The sequence below is a fragment of the Aeromonas sp. CD genome (genome assembly GCF_033349375.1).
Classification (GTDB): Bacteria; Pseudomonadota; Gammaproteobacteria; order Enterobacterales; family Aeromonadaceae; genus Aeromonas; species Aeromonas hydrophila.
In genome coordinates, this window is sequence record NZ_CP137631.1 from 1,682,683 (window position 1) to 1,700,976 (window position 18,294).

Genomic DNA, 18,294 nt, shown 5'->3' on the forward strand with positions numbered 1-18,294 from the left:
GCCCGGCCTGCTCATATTCCGCCCGGCCAGGGCAAAAGCGCCGCCGTGCGCCCTTTTAATCCCCCCTCTGGCGCGAGTTTTGGTAGAATCGGCCCGCCGTGAGTCGCAGCGCGTGACCAACTGGTCAAGGTTTGGTCCTGACGGACACGAGCCTCTCCTCGCAATCGAGCGCTGCCAGCCGGGATCCTGGCCACTTTTCTTCTCTTTGCTCACGGTCCTTTGCCATCAGGAGCTGCCCATGGGACAGAAAAACAACGCATTCATTCCCCTCAAGATCGCCGTGCTGACGGTCTCCGACAGCCGTACCGCCGCCGATGACAGTGCGGGCGACTATCTGGTTTCTGCCCTGACCGATGCCGGCCACGTGCTGGCCGACCGGGCGCTCTGCCCCGACAACCTGTTTCGTATTCGCGCTCAGGTGAGCGACTGGATCGCCGATGAAGGGGTGCAGGTGGTGCTCATCAACGGCGGCACCGGCTTCAACGAACAGAACCGGGTGCCCGAGGCGGTCGGCGTGCTGTTCGAGCGCACAGTGCAGGGCTTTGGCGAACTGTTCCGCCAGCTCTCCTTTGCCGAAATCAAGGGCTCCGCCATGCAGAGCCGCGCGCTGGCGGGGCTCGCCAATCGCACCCTGATCTGCTGTCTGCCGGGCTCCCCCGGCGCCTGCCAGCTGGGCTGGGAGAAGCTTGTCCAGGACCAGCTCGATGCCCGTACCAAGCCGTGCAACTTTGTCTCCCATCTTTGAGGGCCTTTGATGAACCCGACCGAATCCAAACAGCCTCAGTCCGGCCTGACCCATCTCAACCAGAGCGGCGAAGCCCACATGGTGGATGTGACCGACAAGCAGGTGACCGAGCGTGAGGCTCGCGCCGAGGCGTTTGTCACCATGGCCCCCGCGACCCTGGCCCTGATCCTGAGCGGTCAGCACCACAAGGGGGACGTGTTCGCCACCGCCCGCATCGCCGGCATCATGGCGGCCAAGAAGACCTCGGATCTCATTCCCCTTTGCCATCCGCTGGCCCTTACCCGGGTGGAGGTAGAGATAGAACCCCAGGCGGAGCAAAATAGGGTCCACATTCGCACCCTCTGCAAGCTGACCGGCAAGACCGGGGTCGAGATGGAGGCACTGACCGCCGCCTCGGTGGCGGCGCTGACCATCTACGACATGTGCAAGGCGGTGCAAAAGGACATGGTGATCGAACAGGTGCGGCTGGTGGAGAAAAAGGGCGGCAAGTCCGGCCATTTTAAGCTGGGAGTGACTGACGGAGAGCAAGCATGATCAAGGTACTCTTTTTTGCGCAAGTAAGAGAGCTGGTGGCCTGCGACGAGCTGAGCCTGCCGTGCGACTACGCGACTGCCGAGCAACTGCGAAGCGCCTTGAGCGAGCGCGGCGACAAGTGGGCGCTGGCGCTGGAGGCGGGCAAGCTGCTGGTGGCGGTCAACCAGACCCTGGTGCCGCTGGATACGCCTCTCCATGATGGCGATGAGGTCGCCTTCTTCCCGCCGGTGACCGGAGGTTAAGGATGAGCGAGGCAACCATGACCGATCGCATTCTGGTGCAGCGGGATGACTTCTCGCTGGCCGACGAATATGCCCGCCTCGCCGCCCGGCAGGATACCGGCGCCGTGGTCAGCTTTGTCGGCAAGGTGCGCGACTTCAATCAGGGGGAGCAGGTGAAGGGGCTGGCCCTCGAGCACTACCCCGGCATGACCGAGAAGGCGCTGACGGACATAGTGGCCGAGGCCCGCAGCCGCTGGCCGCTGCAGGAGTGCACCCTGATCCATCGCATCGGCGAGCTGCTGCTCGGCGATCAGATCGTGCTGGTGGTGGTGAGCAGTGCCCACCGCGAGGCGGCCTTCGGGGCCTGCCATTTCATCATGGATTTCTTGAAAACCCGGGCGCCGTTCTGGAAAAAAGAGCTGACCGCCGAAGGGGTACAACGCTGGGTCGAGGCCAAGGAGAGCGACAACACTGCCGCTGCCCGCTGGCAAGCTTGACCTGTTCAAGGGGGTTGGCTCATCGGGAGCCGCGGCCCCTGTTTTCGGGGCCGCCCCCTTGGCTGGGGATAAATAAAAGCGGCCCCAGTCAGGAGGTAAAGGAATGAAACCGCTGTTATCCGTTGTTATCGCCGGGGTCTGCGCCAGTGCGCTGCAGGCAGGTGCCGTGCAGGCCGACGAGGTCAAGGTGGCCGTGGCCGCCAACTTCAAGGGCACCATAGAGCGCATCGGCAAGGAGTTCACCGCCAAGACCGGCCACACCCTGGCCATCTCCTCCGCCGCGACCGGGGTGCTCTACACCCAGATCAGCCACGGCGCCCCGTTCGATCTCTTCCTCTCCGCCGATGTGAAAACCCCGCAGAAGCTGGAACAGGAGGGCAAGGGCAGCGAGCGTTTCACCTACGCCATCGGCCAGCTGGGTCTGTGGCAGAAGGGCGGGCCGGCTCCTGACGAGGCAACCCTGCGCAGCTGGAAGGGCAACCTCGCCATTGCCAACCCGAAAACCGCTCCCTACGGCACCGCCGCCATGGCAACCCTCGACCATCTCAAGATCGATCCCAAGCAGTACCGCCTGCTGACCGGCACCAACATCGGCCAGACCTGGCAGTTCGTCGACACCGGCAACGCCGAGCTGGGCTTCGTCGCCTGGGCCAACCTGGTGGAAGCGGGCAAGACCGGTGAAGCCTGGGCCGTGCCGGCCAACTTCTATCCGCCCATCGAACAGCAGGGGCTGGTATTGAAGAAAGGGGCGGCGGTCGAGGCACTGGTGGCCTGGCTCAAGGGGCCGGGTCAGGCACAGATCAAGGCTGCGGGTTATGCGCTGCCGAAGTGATGGCATGGCAGATCTGCTAACGGCGGGCTGGCCTTCGGGTCGGCCCGCTTGTGTGATGAAGGCACACTCTCCATGGTTGTCCGCATCTATCCGGGAGGAAGGCGATGAGTGAAGGGGATCTGCTGGCGGTCTGGCTCACCCTGAGACTGGCAGCCAGCACCACCGCCATCCTGCTGCTGCTCTCGCCGCCGCTGGCCTGGTGGCTGTCGCGCAGCCAGCACAGGCTCAGACCCGTGGTGGAGGCCCTGGTAGCCCTGCCGCTGGTGCTGCCGCCAACGGTGCTCGGCTTCTATCTGCTGCTCGCCTTCTCCCCCTCCTATGGGCTGGGCGCCTGGTGGCGCGACACCTTCGGGGCGCCGCTGGCGTTCAGTTTTACCGGCCTGCTGCTCGCTTCCATCCTCTACTCGCTTCCCTTCGTGGTGCAGCCGCTCACCTCCGCCTTCGTCAACATGGGCAACAAGGAGCTGGAGGCCGCCGCGACCCTGGGGCTCGGGCCGCTGGAGCGCTTCTTTCACATCATCTTGCCGATGACGCTGCCCAGCTTCGTGATGGCGGCGGCGCTCGGTTTTGCCCACACCCTGGGGGAGTTCGGGGTGGTGCTGATGATTGGCGGCAACATCCCGGGCGAAACCCAGGTGCTCTCCATCGCCCTGTTTGATCACGTGGAGACGATGGACTATCAAAACGCCCACCTGCTGGCGGGCGGCCTGATGGGCTTCTCGCTGGTGATGCTGGTGCTGGTGTACGGGGTGCTGCAGCGCCGGCAACGGAGGCTGTTCGGATGAACGACACCGGCAAGACGAAACCGCTGCAACTCAAGGCGAGGCGGGCGTTTGGCGCCTTTACCCTCGATTGTGAACTGGCGTTGGAGCTTGGGGGGATCCTCGGTCTGTTCGGCCCCTCCGGCTGCGGCAAGAGCAGCCTGCTGCGTATCATCGCCGGGCTGGACAGGGCGCCGGGCGACACGTTGAACTGGCAGGGCCGGGCACTGAGCGATCTGCTGCCCGAGGCGCGCCGCACCGGCCTGGTGTTTCAGGATTCGCGCCTCTTCCCCCATCTGAGCGTGCTCGGCAACCTGCAACTGGCGGCTCGCAAGGGGCGAGGGCGCTGGCAACCCGAGGCGCTGGCAAAGCGGCTCGGCTTTGCCGAACTGCTGCCCCAGCCAGCCCACGGCCTCTCCGGTGGCCAGCGCCAGCGGGTAGCTCTGGCCCGGGCCCTGTTGGCCGAGCCTGATCTGCTGCTGCTGGATGAACCTTTTTCTGCGTTGGACAGGCGCAGCCGCATCCATCAGGCCCACGTGCTCAAGGGCTTGCAGCAGGAGAGCTGCATCCCGATGATCTTCGTCAGCCACGCCATGGAGGAGGTGAGCCTGCTGTGCGATCAGCTGGTGCTGCTGGCGGATGGCCGGGTGGAGGCGCAAGGCCGGCCGAGCGAGATCTTCGCCCGCACCGATCTGTCGCTCGCCAGTCGCGATGACGCCGGGGTGATGCTGGCGGCGACCCTCTCTCACTACGATGACGACGAGCAGATGGCGACCCTGCAGCTCGGCGAGCAGCAGTTGCGGGTCACCATGACCCAGGTGCCGGATGATGGCGGCCCCCTGCAGATCAAGGTGGCCGGGCGGGACGTGGTGATTGCCACCGCCCCCATCGAACACTCCAGCCTCTCCAACTGTCTCACTACCCGATTGCTGGCCGAACGCGAAGTGCGCCCCGGTCAGACTCTGTTGCAGTTGGCACTGGGTCAGCAGATACTGCTGGCCCGGATCACCAGCCGCTCCGCCAGACGGCTGGCGCTCGCCCCGAACCAGCAGATCTACGCCTACATCAAGGCGGTGAGCCTGGTCAGCGAGGGTTGAGCGGATTGCAGAAGAGGCAGAAAATCAGGATGGTTCAGCGGATGAGTCGAGAGGCAATGAACTGATGCGCCGCAATCAGGTGATGAAATCCAACGGTCTTGCCCTGCGCAGCGCGGGGGAGGGCCCCTTGTTGTTGCTGCTGCACGGGCTGGGCTCCTCCAGCCTCGACTGGCAGGCGCAGATCGAACGCTTTTCCGAGCACTACCGGGTGGTGGCGCTGGATCTGCGCGGTCACGGCCAGAGCATGCAGGAGGGGCCGTTCGACGTGGCGACCCTGGCGGCGGACGTGGTGAACTGGCTCGATGAACAGCCTGAGCCCGCCTGGGTGGTGGGCTTGTCGCTCGGGGCTATGGTGGCGCTGGAGCTGGCGCTGCAACTGCCGCACAAGGTGCAGGGGTTGGTGCTGGTCAACGGCTTCAGCGAATTTCTGCTGGAGACGCCAAAGGAGCAGGAGCGCTTTGCCCAGCGGCTCAAGTGGCTGCGCTGGTTCGGCCTGCGGCCGCTCGCCTGGTGGCTCGGCCGCGAGCTCTTTCCCGGCCCCGACCTTGCCCAGGTGCGCCACACCTTCCGGCTGCGTTTCGTGCGCAACAAGAAGAAAATCTACAAGGCGTTGCTGGAGGCGCTACCCGGCTGGTCGGTGCGCGCCCGGCTCGGCAACATCTGGCAGCCGGTGGCCATCATCTCCACCAGTCACGACTATCTGCCGCTGGCCAAGCGGGTGGAGCAGTTCGCCTCCCTGCCCAACGCCACCATCCACACCCCCAACGGCCACCACGCCTGGCCGGCGGAAGATCCCTCCGGCTTTAATCATTTGCTTCACCGGATTTTAGAAACTCATTAAACTGGTCGCCCTTTTATCCCGTGTATGTATTGGTCCGATCGCCTTGCCACGCAAAAAGGCAAGGCAATCGGACCCATTTTGCTCTATCAACAGGTATTTCCTCATGTCTGAAGTAATGAAAATGGCCATCGATGATGGTTCAACCAACGTCAAGGTGAGCTGGATTGAGAACAAGGTGCTCAAGACCATCATCTCTCCCAACTCCTTTCGCAAGGACTGGAAGAGCGCCGCCTTGCGCAAGGACAAGAAGATCTACAACTACGAGATAGGCAACACCAAGTACACCTATGACGCCACTTCCGACAAGTCGCTGGCGACCACCCACGTGGAGTATCAGTACGACGATCTGAACCTGCTCTCCGTGCATCACGCCCTGCTGCAGACCGGCGTGACCCCCTGTGATGTGGCCATCACCGTGACCCTGCCCATCACCGAGTTCTACAACCCGGACGATTGTCAGCGCAACGAAGAGAAGATCGAGAAGAAGCGTCGCAACCTGATGCGGGCCATCTCCCTCAACAAGGGTGAGCTGTTCAACATCGTCAGTGTGGAAGTGATGCCGGAGAGCCTGCCTGCGGCGCTCTCCCGTCTGATCGGTTCGGGCTGCAACGAGTTCACCAAGACGCTAGTGATCGATTGTGGCGGTACCACCCTCGATATGGGGATCATCGTCGGCGAGTTTGACGATGTCTCCGATGTCTATGGCAACAACGAGATTGGTGTGTCCATGGTGACCGATGCCGTGCGCAAGGCACTGGCGGCGGCGGACAGCGATTCCAGTTATCTGGTGGCCAACGAGTTCATCAAGCGCCGCCACGACATGAGCTTCGTGCGCGATGTGGTGAACGACGAGAGCCAGATCCCCAAGATCCTCGAGAAGATGCAGAACAAGATTGATGAACTGGGCTCCCAGGTAGCGCATGAAGCCAAGAAGTTTGCCAAGAACCCGAACCGTGTTTACTTGGTTGGGGGCGGGGCGTCGCTTATCCACGAAGCAATCAAGAACGCCTACCCGACTCTGGGTGACAGGGTCGAACTGCTGGACGATGCCCAGTCAGCCCTGGCTCGCGAGATCTGCCTCTACACCACCGAAGAAGAGGAAGTGTACCGCGAAGCAGCCGTGATGGCCGAGGTCGGTGATGAGTAGTCAACTCAAGCGCATGACCTTCTCCATCTATATGGATCCGGGTGCGCTGGAGTCTGATCGTTACGCGGTCGGGGTATTGCAGAACTGGTACCAACGGGCCCGCAAGATCCAGGATGGCAGTGAGGAGTTCGACTTCTCCAAGAGTCGTTTCCACAAGGATATCTATCTCTCCGGCATGTTCATGTATGTGCTGGCGCCCAACCTCTGCAAGGCCATTGCCAATGCGCTGGGTCCCGAGCAGGTAAGCATGACCACCTTGCGTCATGCCTTCGCCAGTTGTGGCTTCAACCTGGGAGAGGGGAGTGCGTCGGCGCAGCCTGCTGCCGATCTCATGATCGAGCAGATAGTGGCCAGATTGTCCCCCCGGCTTGGTCAGGGTGATACCGGCGGACTGGTGGATGAAATCGTTCAGCGTCTGGGTCAGCAAGCCGCCGTGCCCTCTTCGGACAGTCTGGTGGAAGAGATCGTCAGCCGACTTGGGGAGCAGCAACCAACCGAGCTGTGGGATGAGTTGCGGCAGGGAATGCCGGCTCCTCTTGACCATGAACAGCTGGCCGAGGCGATCGCGGGCAAGCTGCCATCTGCTGCCGGCGAGCAGGACCTGGCGCCGCTGCAGAGCAGCATTCAACAGCTTTCTCGTCAACTGGAAGAGCAGTCGCGGCTTATTCGTGAGCAGCATCGGCTGATCCAGCGTCTGGCCAGTGCCCCTGGTCGCCAAATGACGGCCGCGGGGGACACCGAGCCGCTGGTGGAAGATCTCTCCAACCAGGTGGCCAACATGAAAAAGGTCAAGGCCAAAGGGATCTTCTAAGGCTTCCTACTGACCATCGCCAGAGTAAGAGAGATGAAAAAAATAGTATGGATGGCGTGCGGCGCCTTGCTGTTGTCGGGGTGTGCCCAGCAAACCTTTTTCGTGCACGAGGGTAACCCGGGTCAGCCAACCCGAGAAGTGAGCCATGATTTCGTACTGGCGGGGATTGGCCAGAGTGAGATGGTTGATGCAGCTCTGGCCTGCCATGATGATCCGCAGAAAGTTGTACGAGTAGAAATGCAACAGAGCCCGCAGGATACCTTGATGACCGTCTTGACGTTGGGAATATATACCCCGAGGACGGCCCGGGTTTATTGCAGACTGTGATTTTTGGACAGATATTATAAAGTCTCAAATAAAGCCTTGTTGCCCTTTCTGGATTTTGATAGTGTGCGCGCACCTAGGAATACTCCTTTATTTATCTATTTGATAATTAACAGGAATGTTTCTTTGCGTGGCACCGGCATAGCCGGGAAAAAATAATGTTGTCAGGGATAATAAAATGAAAAAAATGGTATTGACTGCAGCCGTTGCAATGATGATGGCAGGCTGTGCTCAGCAAGGTTTTACCGTGCATTCCGGTAATGCAGTGAAACCCACCAAAGAAGTGACCCACCACTTCTTCATCTCCGGCCTGGGTCAGAGCAAAACCATCGATGCCGCCGCCGTTTGCAACGGTGCCGACAAGGTAGTGCGTGTTGAAGCGCAGCATACCTTCCTCAATGGCCTGCTGGGCGCAGTGACCTTCGGTGTTTACACCCCGCGCGAGGCGCGTGTTTACTGCGCTGGTTAATCCCCGCCGTACGCATGCTGCAAAAAGCCGACCCCATTGGGTCGGCTTTTTTTGTTGGCGAAAAGGCTTGCTGGGGGGTCACCCGTGCGAGCAGACCGGGCAGTTGGGGCGTTTGGGCAGCTTCATTTCGCGAAAGGTGCCGCCAAGGCCGTCGATCATCAGCAGGCGGCCGCTGTAGCTTTTGCCCATGCCGGCCAGCAGCTTGATTGCTTCGAGCGCCTGCAGGCTGCCCACCAGACCCACCACAGGTGCCAGCACCCCCGCCTCGACGCAAGTGAGGGCCTGCTCGCCGAACAGGGCGCTGAGGCAAGCGTAGCAGGGTTCCCCTTCCTGCCAGGTGAAGCTGCAGACTTGTCCCTCCAGCCGGATGGCGGCGCCGCTGACCAGCGGCACGCCGTGCTGGCGGGCCTTTTGGTTGAGCAGGTTGCGAATGGCCAGGTTGTCGGTGCAATCCAATACCAGCTGGTGGCGGGGCAGCAGGGCATCGAGCAGCGCCTCGTCGGCCACGGCGGCGTGGGTCTCCACGTTGAGCCAGGGGGTGAGGGCGCGCAGCGACTGGGCGGCGGAGTCCACCTTGTAGTGGCCGATGCGCTCATCGGTGTGCAGCACCTGGCGCTGCAGGTTGGAGAGCTCCACCCGATCGAAATCGACCAGGGTAAGCTGGCCAACCCCGGCCACCGCCAGATACTGGCTGGCGGCGCAGCCGAGGCCGCCGGCGCCGATCACCAGCACCCTGGCCTGCTTGAGCGCCTCCTGCCCCTCGAAGTCGAAGGATTTGAGGATGATCTGGCGGTTGTAGCGCAAGAGCTCGGCGTCGCTCAGGATCTCGCTCACAGCAGCAATCCCCCGAATGGTTCGACGGTGACCGTCTCGCCTGCCGCGACGCGGCCACGCTCGCGCTCAAGAACGATGTAGCAGTTGGCGCGCGACAGGGAGCTGAACACGGCGGAGTCCTGCGAGCCGGTGCTGCGTACCTCCAGGCCGTTTGGCCCCTGAGTCAGGATGCCGCGCTGGAAGTCGAGTCGGCCCGGCGCCTTCTTGAGCGGCTCTGCGGCAATGGCTTGCAGTTGAAGCGGGCGCTCGAAACGTTGGCCGGCCAGCTTGGCCAGCGCCGGTTGCACCAGCTGATCGAAGGTGACCATGGCGGAGACCGGGTTGCCCGGCAGACCGAAGAACCAGGCGTGAGGCAGGCGACCGAAGGCAAACGGCTTGCCCGGCTTGATGGCCAGCTTCCAGAAGCCGATTTCGCCGAGCTCCTCCAGCAGCTGTTTGGTGAAGTCCGCTTCCCCCACCGAGACGCCGCCGGTGGTGATGAGGGCGTCGGCCTCGCGGTCGGCCTTTTGGAAGGCGGCGCGCAGCTGGGCCGGATCGTCCGGGATGATGCCAAGGTCGAGGCAATCGCAGCCCATGCGATCCAGCATGGCCCGCACGCCGTAGCGGTTGGAATCGTAGATGTCGCCATGGGCGAGAGGAGTGCCGACCGGCTTGAGCTCGTCACCGGTACTGAAGATGGCCACTTTGAGCGGCCGACGTACCGGCACGGTGGCAATGCCGAGGGAGGCCAGCAGCGGCATCTCCCGGGCGGTGAGGCGAGTACCGGCAGCGAGCACGCTGGCGCCCTCGCGGATGTCTTCGCCGCGGCGGCGAATGTTCTGGCCGGGCACCGGCGTGGTCAAAAAGGTGATCCTGTCGCCGTCGGCCTGCGTTTCTTCCTGCATCACCACCGCATCCGTCCCGGCCGGCACCGGGGCGCCGGTCATGATGCGCACGCAGTGGCCGGCGGGCCACTCGCCCTGATAGGGCTGACCGGCAAAAGCCTTGCCCGCCATGATGAGGGGGGTGCCGCCGGCGAGATCCGCCAGCCGCACCGCATAACCATCCATGGCGGAGTTGTCGAACGGAGGCACGGAGAGAGGGGAGGCGATATCCATGGCGAGTACCCGGCCAAGGGCCTCTGGCAGGGGCAGCTGTTCGCTGTCGCAGCAGCCGTCAAGCTGTGCCAGCATGCCCTGCAGGGCGTCGCTCAGGGGGAGTAGTCCGCTGGTATCAAATCCCATGTCATGACCTCATTGTGTGATGGAGGGGGAGTAGAGGGCGGATTATCCCAAAAATCCAGCTGGATGGGCAGGTTGGGCCGGGATAAAACATGCCAGCCGGGCAGATAGACGGTTACCCCGCGGGGGGCGCCCCCCGAATGGGCAGGTCTGGTGGGGTAAAATTCGCCGGATTGGCATAAAGTCAGGGAACGGGCTTGAGTTAGCTTGAATTATGACAATAATCGCCGTTTACTATTGCGCCAAAACAGAATGCCGTCATAGACAAGGCGGCCATCACAGTCCCTGAGCGTGGGAGAGGAACAAGATGACGAGCTTAAGTCGGGAAGCCCTGTTGGTCAGGGCCGCCCTCGAGGCCGAGGGCCTCGAAACACCTCTGGTGGCCAATGCACTGGACGGTCAGCAGAAGCGGGAGAAGATCGAAGGCCACATGCGCGCCATCATGGAGACGCTGGGGCTGGATCTGGCCGATGACAGTCTGGCGGAGACGCCGCACCGCATCGCCAAGATGTACGTCAATGAGATCTTCTCCGGCCTCGATTACGCCACCTTCCCCAAGGTGACGGTGATCGAGAACAAGATGAAGGTGGACGAGATGATCATGGTGCGGGACATCAGCCTCACCAGCACCTGCGAGCACCACTTCGTCACCATCGACGGGCTGGCCCACGTGGCCTACATCCCCCGTGGCAAGGTGATCGGGCTGTCGAAAATCAACCGCATCGTGCAGTTCTTTGCCCGCCGTCCCCAGGTGCAGGAGCGACTGACCCAGCAGATCCTGCTGGCGCTGCAGACCCTGCTCGGCACCAAGGATGTGGCCATCAGCATCAAGGCGACCCACTTCTGCGTGAAGGCCCGCGGCGTGATGGACTCCACCTCCTACACCACCACCACCTCCCTCGGTGGGGTGTTCAAGACCCAGCCCGATACCCGTGCCGAATTTCTGGCCGGCCTGAAGCGCTGATCTGCCCGGAGACGTGCCGCCGCTGCGGCATGTCTCCTCGCTTTCCCCTCCTTTTTCCTTCCCCTGGCTGCTCGCCGGTCACCCGACGATTTTCCTCAAGGGATTGGCAGACCCGGTCGATATACCTTTTCATGGCTTGGGTGCGTTCCTGGGGAACGCACCCAAGCCGGCAAGGTGCCTGTTCCGGCTGCTCTCTCGACCGGGTTCTTGCTGCCGTTTCCCTGCCATGTGCCATCGTGGCTTGGGCTCGGCGCTTGGGCTGATCGGCACTTTGGCAACACTGTTCGCCTCGTTCATGCAAGGACATAGATTCATCAAGGCTGGATGAGCCGCCATGGAGGCGGTGACCGCGGATCGTATCGCTACGGTCTAGACGAGCGTTATCTGTTCACTCATATCCAGGACATGCCATGAATACCAGTACCATGACCATTGGCAAGAAACTCACCGCCGGCTTTGCCGTGCTCGGCCTGATGATGGCCTTCATCGGCGGCTTCTCGTTGCTGCAGTTCGGCAACATGAACCGGGCGGCCATCGGCTTTACCGACAGCATACTGCCCGCTGTGGTGCGCACCAGCACCCTGGGTGAGACCATTAACACCCTGCGCCGCTATGAACTGGATGTGTTTCTGGTGGCGGCCGATCCGCAGCAGAGAGCCCACTATCGGGATCTCAGCGAGCAGAGCCTGCAAGAGGTTGCCCGCCAGGTAAAAGCCCACGACGCCACCATCTGGGCAGAGGATGTGGAGGAGCGTCGCACCTTCGATATCGTCAAGCAGGACTGGGACAAGTACGTCGCCCTGCACCAGCGGGTGCGGCTGATGCAGGATGGCGGCCAGCTGGCCGAGGCCCAGCAGCTGTTCATGAGCGAGGGGATCACCCTCTATACCAATCTGGCCAAGTCGGTGGCGGATCTGATCCGCATCAACCACGGCTACTCCGTCAACTCCCGTGCCCAGGTGGTGGAGGCGTTCGACAGCGCCAAGCTGAGCATCATCATCGCCCTGCTGCTGGGTCTGGGGCTGGCGGCCGTGCTCTCCACCGTGCTGACCCGCCAGATCCGCGATCCCTTGGTGATGCTGGCCCGTCAGGCGCAGCGCATCGCGAGCGGTGATCTGGGCAAGGGCGAACTGCAGGAGTGGATCCGCGGCAGTCGCTTCAAGCGCGACGAGCTGGGTCAGCTCGGCGCCGCCATCGATCGCATGCAGGGTTCGCTTGCGGATCTGGTGAGCGAGATCGCCGGCTCGGTGAGCCAGCTCAGCAGCGCGGTGGAGGAGGTGAGCGCCATCTCCGAGCAATCCGCCACCGGCATGGCTCGCCAGCAGAGCGAGGTTTCTCAGGTCGCCACTGCCATGAACGAGATGCAGTCCACCGTCAACGAGGTGGCCCGCAACACCACGGACGCCATGAGTGCCGCCAAGGATGCTTCCCGCACCTCGACCCAGGGCAACCAGGTGGTGCGCAGCGCCATCAGCAGCATCGAGGAGGTGTCGGTCAAGATTGAGCAGGCGGGCGCCGTGGTGCAGCAACTGGAGCAGGACAGCAACAACATCAGCATGGTGCTGGACGTCATTCGCGGTATCGCCGAGCAGACCAACCTGCTGGCGCTCAACGCGGCCATCGAGGCGGCCCGTGCCGGCGAGCAGGGTCGCGGCTTTGCGGTCGTTGCCGACGAGGTGCGCTCTCTGGCCCAGCGTACCCAGAACTCCACCGCCGAGATCAGCAAGATGATCGAGGTGTTGCAGGAGCGTACCGCCGAGGCGGGCAGCGCCATGCAGCTGAGTCGCCAGCAGATGCAGGAGAGCGTGGGGCTGGCCCGGGAAGCGGGCAGCAGCATCGACACCATCAACGGTGCCGTCACCCAGATCACCGACATGAACACCCTGATCGCCACCGCCACCGAGGAGCAAAACGCGGTGACCGAGGAGCTCAACCGCAGCATCGTCAACATCCACAATGCGGCCGACGAGAACGCCCTGGGGGCTCAGCAGACCGCCCAGGCCTGCGTGGAGCTGAGCAAGCTGGCCAATACGCTGCACCATATGACCCAGCGTTTCACCCTCTAAATCTTGCTGCCACTAGGCAAATAACAGAAGGCCCCGCCAATCGGCGGGGCCTTGTTGTTTCTGACAGGTTTGTTGATCGCAGGGTTGATGAGCGCAGCGTCATCGGTCGGCGCCAGACCCTTTATCCGACCATTTAGCTCAGGCCGACGATATTGCCGTTATCGTCGATATCGATATGACGGTAACCGGTGGCAGGCTGTCGAGGCGGTGGTTTGGCCTGCAACTGGCACTCACCATCAACCATCAACCATCAACCATCAACCATCAACCATCAGCTTAGGCCGACGATATCGCCATCTTCATCGATATCGATATGACGGTAGGCCGGCAGACTGCCAAGCCCCGGCATGGTCATGATGGGGCCCGCCAGGGCATAGACGAAACCGGCACCGGCGCAGAGCTTCACCTCCTCGATGGGCACCTCGAAGTCCGTCGGCACCCCCTTGAGGGCGGGGTCATGGCTGATGGAGAGCGGCGTCTTGGCCACACAGACCGGCAAGTGACCCCACCCCTCGGCAGAGAGTTGCGCCAACTGGCGGCGCGCGCGCTCAGAGAGCTGCACGCCGCGCCCGCCATAACCGCACTCCACCAGGGTTGCCAGCTTGGCGTCGAGGCTCATCTCGTCGGGGTAGAGCAGTTTGACCTTGCCCGGTTGCTCACAGGCGGCCACCACGACCTGGGCCAGCTCGCTGGCACCGGACCCACCCTGGGTAAAGGCGCTGGAGATGGCGCTGCCACAAGCGCCGGCCTGTAGCGCCGCGCGGGCCAGCAAGGCCAGTTCGGCCTCGCTGTCGGTGGGGAAGCGGTTGATGGCGACCACCACCGGCACCCCGTAGCGGCGGGCATTGGCGATGTGCCAGCCGAGGTTGGCGCAGCCCTGCTCGAGGGTCGGCAGATCCTCGCGCAGCAGGCTTTCCGGCAGCGGCTGGCCCGGTCGAATGTCGAGCAGGCCGCTGTTGGCCTTGAGGCCGCGCACCGTCGCTACCAGCACCACGCAGGCCGGCGTGATGCCGGACTGGCGGTGCTTGATGTTGAAGAACTTCTCCAGCCCCATGTCGGAGCCAAAGCCCGCCTCGGTCACCACGTAATCGGTGAGGCCGAGGGCCATGCGATCGGCGATCACCGAGGAGTTACCGTGGGCGATGTTGGCAAAGGGGCCGGCGTGCACCAGCACCGGGGTCTGCTCGGTGGTCTGCATCAGGGTTGGCTGCAGGGCCTCTTTGAGCAGCACCGTCATGGCCCCCGCCACTTCCAGCTGCTCGGCGGTGATGGGCTTGCCGCGCAGGTCGCGGGCCAGCTGGATGCGGCCGATGCGCTGGCGCAGGTCTTTCAGATCGCTCGCCAGCGCCAGAATGGCCATCAGCTCGGAGGCGGCGGTGATGACGAAGCGATCCTGGCGCTCGATGCCATCGGCAGCGCTGCCCTGGCCGACGGTGAGGTGGCGCAGGGCGCGGTCGTTCATGTCGAGGGTGCGTGGCCAGAGGATGTTGTCTGCATCGATATTGAGCCGCTGCAAACCGGTTCTGGCGCTGAACTGGTCGCCGAGCTTGCGCTCATGGAACAGACGGGCATCGAGGGCCGCCGCCGCCAGGTTGTGGGCGGCGGTGAGGGCGTGAAAATCGCCGGTGAGGTGCAGGTTCATCTCCTCCATCGGCACCACCTGGGCGTGACCGCCACCGGCGGCGCCCCCCTTGACCCCGAACACCGGGCCCAGGCTCGGCTGGCGGATGGTGGCGATGCTGGGCTGACCGATATGGTTGAGCCCCATGGAGAGGCCGAGGGTGGTCACCGTCTTGCCCTCGCCAAGCGGGGTGGGGGTGATGGCGCTCACCAGCACCAGCTTGCCCGCCGGTTTGGGGAGAGACTTGAGCAGCCCGAGGCTGAGTTTGCCCTTGTAGTGACCGTAAGGATGGAGCTGGTGCGAAGGGATGGCGAGGCGTTCGGCCAGCACGTGAATGGGGAGACGGGGGGACTGGCGGGAGATCTCGATATCGCTTAGCATCAGCACCTCGTTGGCATGTCAGGTCAAATATGCGGCGCAGTCTAGTGGAATCAACAGGGTTATCCAATGAGTAATAATATTTTGTCCGGCAATCGTGAGCTGCATCTAACGCCCATCGAGCTGGATCTCAACGCCCTCTATCACCCGCCCAAACAACCCTTGACCGCGCTGGGGGTCGTCAGCGCCTTCATTCCGCTGTTTGGTTATGGCTGGCAGGCGATGACCCAGGATCCCGAGACCCACTTTCGCCACGAACTGGGCAAGCGCATCAACAAGCACAAGACCGACGAAGCCAATCTCATCCTGACCCTGCAGCTGGCCGGCATGCTCGACTGCCACTGCCTGCACATCACCCTGCCCTATGCCTTTGACGAGGCGCAGCTGGCGACCCTGCGCCAGCGCTTGCCGCGCTGGCAGCTGAGCCTGCGCGACTTGCTGCTGGTGGCCGAGCTGCCGCTGCCTGCCGATAGCGCCGCTTCATAGCCATCCCGTCACCGCGGCAAGACTTAAGCCTTGCGATCCCAGTAGTGGGGGGCGAGATAGCGCTCCTGCACGAACTCGATGAAACAGCGCACCTTGGCCGAGACGAAACGGCGGTGCGGATAGAGGGCATAGAGCCCCACCTGCCCCTTCTCCCACTCCGGCAGCAGTGACACCAGGGCGCCGGAGCGCAGCGCATCGCCGACGATGAAGGTGGGCTGCAGTATGATGCCCTGATGGTCGCAGGCCGCTCGGGTCAGGGCCACCCCGTTGTTGGCCCGCAGCGGCCCCTGCGGACGCACGCTCAGCTGCTCGCCATCCCGTTTGAACACCCAGTCCGGCTGGGTCAGGGTGTAGAGCAGGCAGTCGTGCTGCTTGAGATCCTCCGGGGTGCTCGGCGTGCCTCGGCGTGCCAGATAGGCCGGGCTGGCACATACCTCCAGCCGCATCATGGCCAGCGGCTTGGCCACCAGGGAGGAGTCCGGCAGGTTGCCGATGCGCAGCGCCAGATCGAACCCCTCTTCCACCAGCGCCACCCGTCGGTCGCTGTACTCTATCTCCAGCTTCAGATCCGGGTAGCGTTCACGAAACAGCGGCAGGGCGGGTGAGAGGTGCAGGTAGCCAAAATCCATCGGCACCGACAGCTTGAGGGTGCCCTGGGGCTGCTGGTTGTTGCGGGTCAGCTGGCTGTGGGTCTCTTCGAGTTCCGCCAGCAGCGCCTGGGAGCGCTGGTAGTAGAACTGGCCAGCCTCGGTGGGGTTGACCTGACGGGTAGTGCGCGACAGCAGCCGGGTGGAGAGCGACTCCTCCAGCTGCTGCATCAGCTTGGAGGTCATGGCGACCGAGATGCCGAGCTGGTTGGCGGCCTTGGTAAAACTTTGACACTCCACCACCTTGATGAAGGTGCGCATGGCGGCTATCTGGTCCATCTTTCACTCTCAGTTGATAATTATTTTAATAAATCGCTGATTATCTATTCCGATATGGAGGTTAGCATCTTGGCTGTTGTTGTGAACCCCCAATATGAAGGAACGAACGGATGAAAATGACCAAGGCCCTGCTGGCCTCCTGCCTGTTTATGGCGGCTCCCCTGATGGCAGCCGATTACGACGTCGATGCGGCGCACACCACGGTGCAGTTCAAGGTGGGTCACCTCGGCTTCTCCGAACTGGTGGGCCGTTTCAATACCTTCAGCGGCACCTTCAGCATGGACGACGCCAACCCGGCGGCGGCCAAGGCGAGCTTCGAGATCGATGCCGCCAGCGTGGACTCCAACCACGAGCCGCGCGACAAACACCTGCGCAGCCCCGATTTCCTCGACGTGAAGCAGTTCCCCAAGATGACCTTCGTCAGCTCCGGCTATGAGGGCACCAAGGATAAGGGCGTACTGAAAGGCACCCTGACCCTGCACGGTGTCTCCAAGGAAGTGGCCTTCGATCTGGTCCATATCGGTGAAGGCAAGGATCCCTGGGGTGGCTACCGCAGCGGCTTCAACGCCACCACTACCATCAAGCGCAGCGATTTTGGCGTGAACTACATGGTGCCGAACATCCCCGACGAGATGAGCATCAATCTGTTCGTCGAAGGCGTGCGCAAGTAATGGGCGCGGCACTCCTGCTGCAAACCCTGGCGGCTCCTTTGGGAGCCGCTTTGTTGTCGTGGCGCTGGCCGCGGCTGGGGTATCTGTGGGGCGCCCTGGCGCTCTGGTTGGTGGGCTGCCTGCTGGGCGGTGCCTACGGGCTGCCGGTCAAGGCGTGGCAGTGGCTGCCGCTGACTCTGCTGGTGCCCGCCCTGGCGGCGCAACTGGCTGACCAGCGGGCCGGGCTTGCGCTGTTTGCCGCTCTGGGGGCGCTGGTGTGGTGGCAGGGGCTGGCCTCGGTGCTGGCGAGCGAGCCTGCCATCTGGCTGGCGTTGCTGCCTGCCATCGCCTGGCTGGGATGGACCAGGCTGCGCGAAGACAGCCGCGAGGGGCTCGGCTTTGCCCTCGGCTTCATCTGGCTGGCGCTGGTGATCGGTATAGACGGCAGCCTGCTGATTGCCCAGCTGGCCGGCGCGCTGGCGGCCTTCGCCGGTTTCCGTGCCCTGCTCGGGGCCTTTGCCGGTAGCCAGGTGGCGCCCGCGGCGCTCGGATTGGCGCTGGCCTTTGTCCAGATGCTCGCCTGGCAATACGTGGAAGTACCGCTGCTGGTGCTGCTGCCGGTCTGGCTGCTGCCGCTGCTGGAGTGGACCTTGCGCAGCAAGCCCTGGATCCAGCGCTGGGCCCTGCTGATCCTGCTGGCGGGTGTGGGGGCCGGACTCAGCCTCTGGAAGGTGTGGCCGGAAGCCTCGTTGTACTGATTTTTAGCATAAAAAACAGTCAATTAACCCGAAAGTTGACGGCTGTGTCATAGTCTGCACAGATAAAGATTGAGCCCCATAGTGGTTTCAGATAAAAAGGTTTTTCAATTAT

The 18,294-nt window shown here is 62.9% G+C and carries 21 protein-coding genes; 17 read left to right on the plus strand and 4 right to left on the minus strand.

Annotated features, from left to right (window positions below; translation table 11 throughout):
* Positions 1 to 238 precede the first annotated feature (238 nt).
* The 12 genes from moaB (at position 239) to R2E40_RS07890 (ending at position 8,279) form a co-directional block, all read left to right on the plus strand.
* Positions 239 to 745 carry a molybdenum cofactor biosynthesis protein B gene (moaB, locus tag R2E40_RS07835; protein ID WP_011705486.1) on the plus strand — a complete coding sequence of 169 codons (507 nt, stop codon included), beginning with the start codon at positions 239 to 241 and terminating at the stop codon, positions 743 to 745.
* 9 nt (positions 746 to 754) lie between these two features.
* Positions 755 to 1,279 (plus strand): cyclic pyranopterin monophosphate synthase MoaC, encoded by a 525-nt coding sequence (gene moaC, locus R2E40_RS07840; protein WP_042067722.1) that lies wholly within the window; start codon positions 755 to 757, stop codon positions 1,277 to 1,279.
* On the plus strand, positions 1,276 to 1,521 hold the full coding sequence (gene moaD / locus R2E40_RS07845; RefSeq protein WP_016350256.1) for a molybdopterin synthase sulfur carrier subunit: 246 nt from the start codon (positions 1,276 to 1,278) through the stop codon (positions 1,519 to 1,521). Before moaC ends, moaD begins: the two co-directional genes overlap by 4 nt.
* A 2-nt stretch (positions 1,522 to 1,523) precedes the next feature.
* On the plus strand, positions 1,524 to 1,997 hold the full coding sequence (gene moaE / locus R2E40_RS07850) for a molybdopterin synthase catalytic subunit MoaE (RefSeq protein ID WP_259231236.1): 474 nt from the start codon (positions 1,524 to 1,526) through the stop codon (positions 1,995 to 1,997).
* Positions 1,998 to 2,100: 103 nt separating this feature from the next.
* The gene (gene modA, locus R2E40_RS07855; protein WP_042067725.1) at positions 2,101 to 2,829 is read left to right on the plus strand and encodes a molybdate ABC transporter substrate-binding protein; all 729 of its coding nucleotides are present in this window, start codon (positions 2,101 to 2,103) and stop codon (positions 2,827 to 2,829) included.
* A 104-nt stretch (positions 2,830 to 2,933) separates the two neighbouring features.
* Positions 2,934 to 3,614, plus strand: coding sequence for a molybdate ABC transporter permease subunit (gene modB / locus R2E40_RS07860; protein ID WP_011705491.1), 681 nt, complete (start codon positions 2,934 to 2,936; stop codon positions 3,612 to 3,614).
* Entirely contained in the window at positions 3,611 to 4,687 is a 1,077-nt protein-coding gene (gene modC, locus R2E40_RS07865) for a molybdenum ABC transporter ATP-binding protein (protein WP_318165159.1), read from the plus strand. Before modB ends, modC begins: the two co-directional genes overlap by 4 nt.
* Before the next feature lie 64 nt (positions 4,688 to 4,751).
* Positions 4,752 to 5,528 carry an alpha/beta fold hydrolase gene (locus tag R2E40_RS07870; RefSeq protein WP_042067728.1) on the plus strand — a complete coding sequence of 259 codons (777 nt, stop codon included), beginning with the start codon at positions 4,752 to 4,754 and terminating at the stop codon, positions 5,526 to 5,528.
* A gap of 103 nt (positions 5,529 to 5,631) precedes the next feature.
* Positions 5,632 to 6,675 carry a plasmid segregation protein ParM domain-containing protein gene (gene parM / locus R2E40_RS07875; RefSeq protein WP_235354726.1) on the plus strand — a complete coding sequence of 348 codons (1,044 nt, stop codon included), beginning with the start codon at positions 5,632 to 5,634 and terminating at the stop codon, positions 6,673 to 6,675.
* On the plus strand, positions 6,668 to 7,486 hold the full coding sequence (locus R2E40_RS07880; protein WP_235331491.1) for a hypothetical protein: 819 nt from the start codon (positions 6,668 to 6,670) through the stop codon (positions 7,484 to 7,486). Before parM ends, R2E40_RS07880 begins: the two co-directional genes overlap by 8 nt.
* Before the next feature lie 51 nt (positions 7,487 to 7,537).
* On the plus strand, positions 7,538 to 7,813 hold the full coding sequence (locus tag R2E40_RS07885; RefSeq protein WP_227291474.1) for a Bor family protein: 276 nt from the start codon (positions 7,538 to 7,540) through the stop codon (positions 7,811 to 7,813).
* 175 nt (positions 7,814 to 7,988) lie between these two features.
* The gene (locus R2E40_RS07890) at positions 7,989 to 8,279 is read left to right on the plus strand and encodes a Bor family protein (RefSeq protein ID WP_017410450.1); all 291 of its coding nucleotides are present in this window, start codon (positions 7,989 to 7,991) and stop codon (positions 8,277 to 8,279) included.
* A 78-nt stretch (positions 8,280 to 8,357) separates the two neighbouring features.
* On the opposite strand, the gene moeB is transcribed toward R2E40_RS07890, so the two are convergent.
* Together moeB and moeA are read right to left on the minus strand one after the other, a co-directional pair.
* Positions 8,358 to 9,113 carry a molybdopterin-synthase adenylyltransferase MoeB gene (gene moeB, locus R2E40_RS07895; RefSeq protein WP_318165160.1) on the minus strand — a complete coding sequence of 252 codons (756 nt, stop codon included), beginning with the start codon at positions 9,111 to 9,113 and terminating at the stop codon, positions 8,358 to 8,360.
* A complete protein-coding gene (gene moeA / locus R2E40_RS07900; RefSeq protein WP_318165161.1) occupies positions 9,110 to 10,336 on the minus strand; it encodes a molybdopterin molybdotransferase MoeA in 1,227 nt (408 codons plus the stop codon). Before moeA ends, moeB begins: the two co-directional genes overlap by 4 nt.
* 304 nt (positions 10,337 to 10,640) lie before the next feature.
* Between moeA and folE the strand changes: the two genes are divergently transcribed.
* Both folE and R2E40_RS07910 read left to right on the plus strand, forming a co-directional pair.
* Complete coding sequence (gene folE, locus R2E40_RS07905; RefSeq protein WP_011705496.1) at positions 10,641 to 11,297, plus strand: GTP cyclohydrolase I FolE; 657 nt, start codon at positions 10,641 to 10,643, stop codon at positions 11,295 to 11,297.
* A 410-nt stretch (positions 11,298 to 11,707) separates the two neighbouring features.
* Positions 11,708 to 13,363 carry a methyl-accepting chemotaxis protein gene (locus R2E40_RS07910; RefSeq protein WP_060388980.1) on the plus strand — a complete coding sequence of 552 codons (1,656 nt, stop codon included), beginning with the start codon at positions 11,708 to 11,710 and terminating at the stop codon, positions 13,361 to 13,363.
* A 271-nt stretch (positions 13,364 to 13,634) separates the two neighbouring features.
* Here R2E40_RS07910 and R2E40_RS07915 read toward each other — a convergent pair whose 3' ends face one another.
* On the minus strand, positions 13,635 to 15,365 hold the full coding sequence (locus R2E40_RS07915; RefSeq protein ID WP_318165162.1) for a formate--tetrahydrofolate ligase: 1,731 nt from the start codon (positions 15,363 to 15,365) through the stop codon (positions 13,635 to 13,637).
* 66 nt (positions 15,366 to 15,431) lie between these two features.
* Here R2E40_RS07915 and R2E40_RS07920 point away from each other — a divergent pair, with 66 nt between their 5' ends.
* On the plus strand, positions 15,432 to 15,848 hold the full coding sequence (locus tag R2E40_RS07920; protein WP_135320140.1) for a hypothetical protein: 417 nt from the start codon (positions 15,432 to 15,434) through the stop codon (positions 15,846 to 15,848).
* 23 nt (positions 15,849 to 15,871) lie between these two features.
* Here the strand turns inward: R2E40_RS07920 and R2E40_RS07925 are convergent, their stop codons facing one another.
* Positions 15,872 to 16,774, minus strand: a complete 903-nt coding sequence (locus tag R2E40_RS07925; protein WP_043166406.1) for a LysR family transcriptional regulator — start codon at positions 16,772 to 16,774, stop codon at positions 15,872 to 15,874.
* Positions 16,775 to 16,884: 110 nt separating this feature from the next.
* Between R2E40_RS07925 and R2E40_RS07930 the strand changes: the two genes are divergently transcribed.
* Together R2E40_RS07930 and R2E40_RS07935 are read left to right on the plus strand one after the other, a co-directional pair.
* Positions 16,885 to 17,445, plus strand: coding sequence for a YceI family protein (locus R2E40_RS07930; RefSeq protein ID WP_011705502.1), 561 nt, complete (start codon positions 16,885 to 16,887; stop codon positions 17,443 to 17,445).
* Positions 17,445 to 18,182, plus strand: a complete 738-nt coding sequence (locus R2E40_RS07935; protein ID WP_318165163.1) for a hypothetical protein — start codon at positions 17,445 to 17,447, stop codon at positions 18,180 to 18,182. The genes R2E40_RS07930 and R2E40_RS07935 overlap by 1 nt, the downstream gene beginning before the upstream one ends.
* Positions 18,183 to 18,294 lie beyond the last annotated feature (112 nt).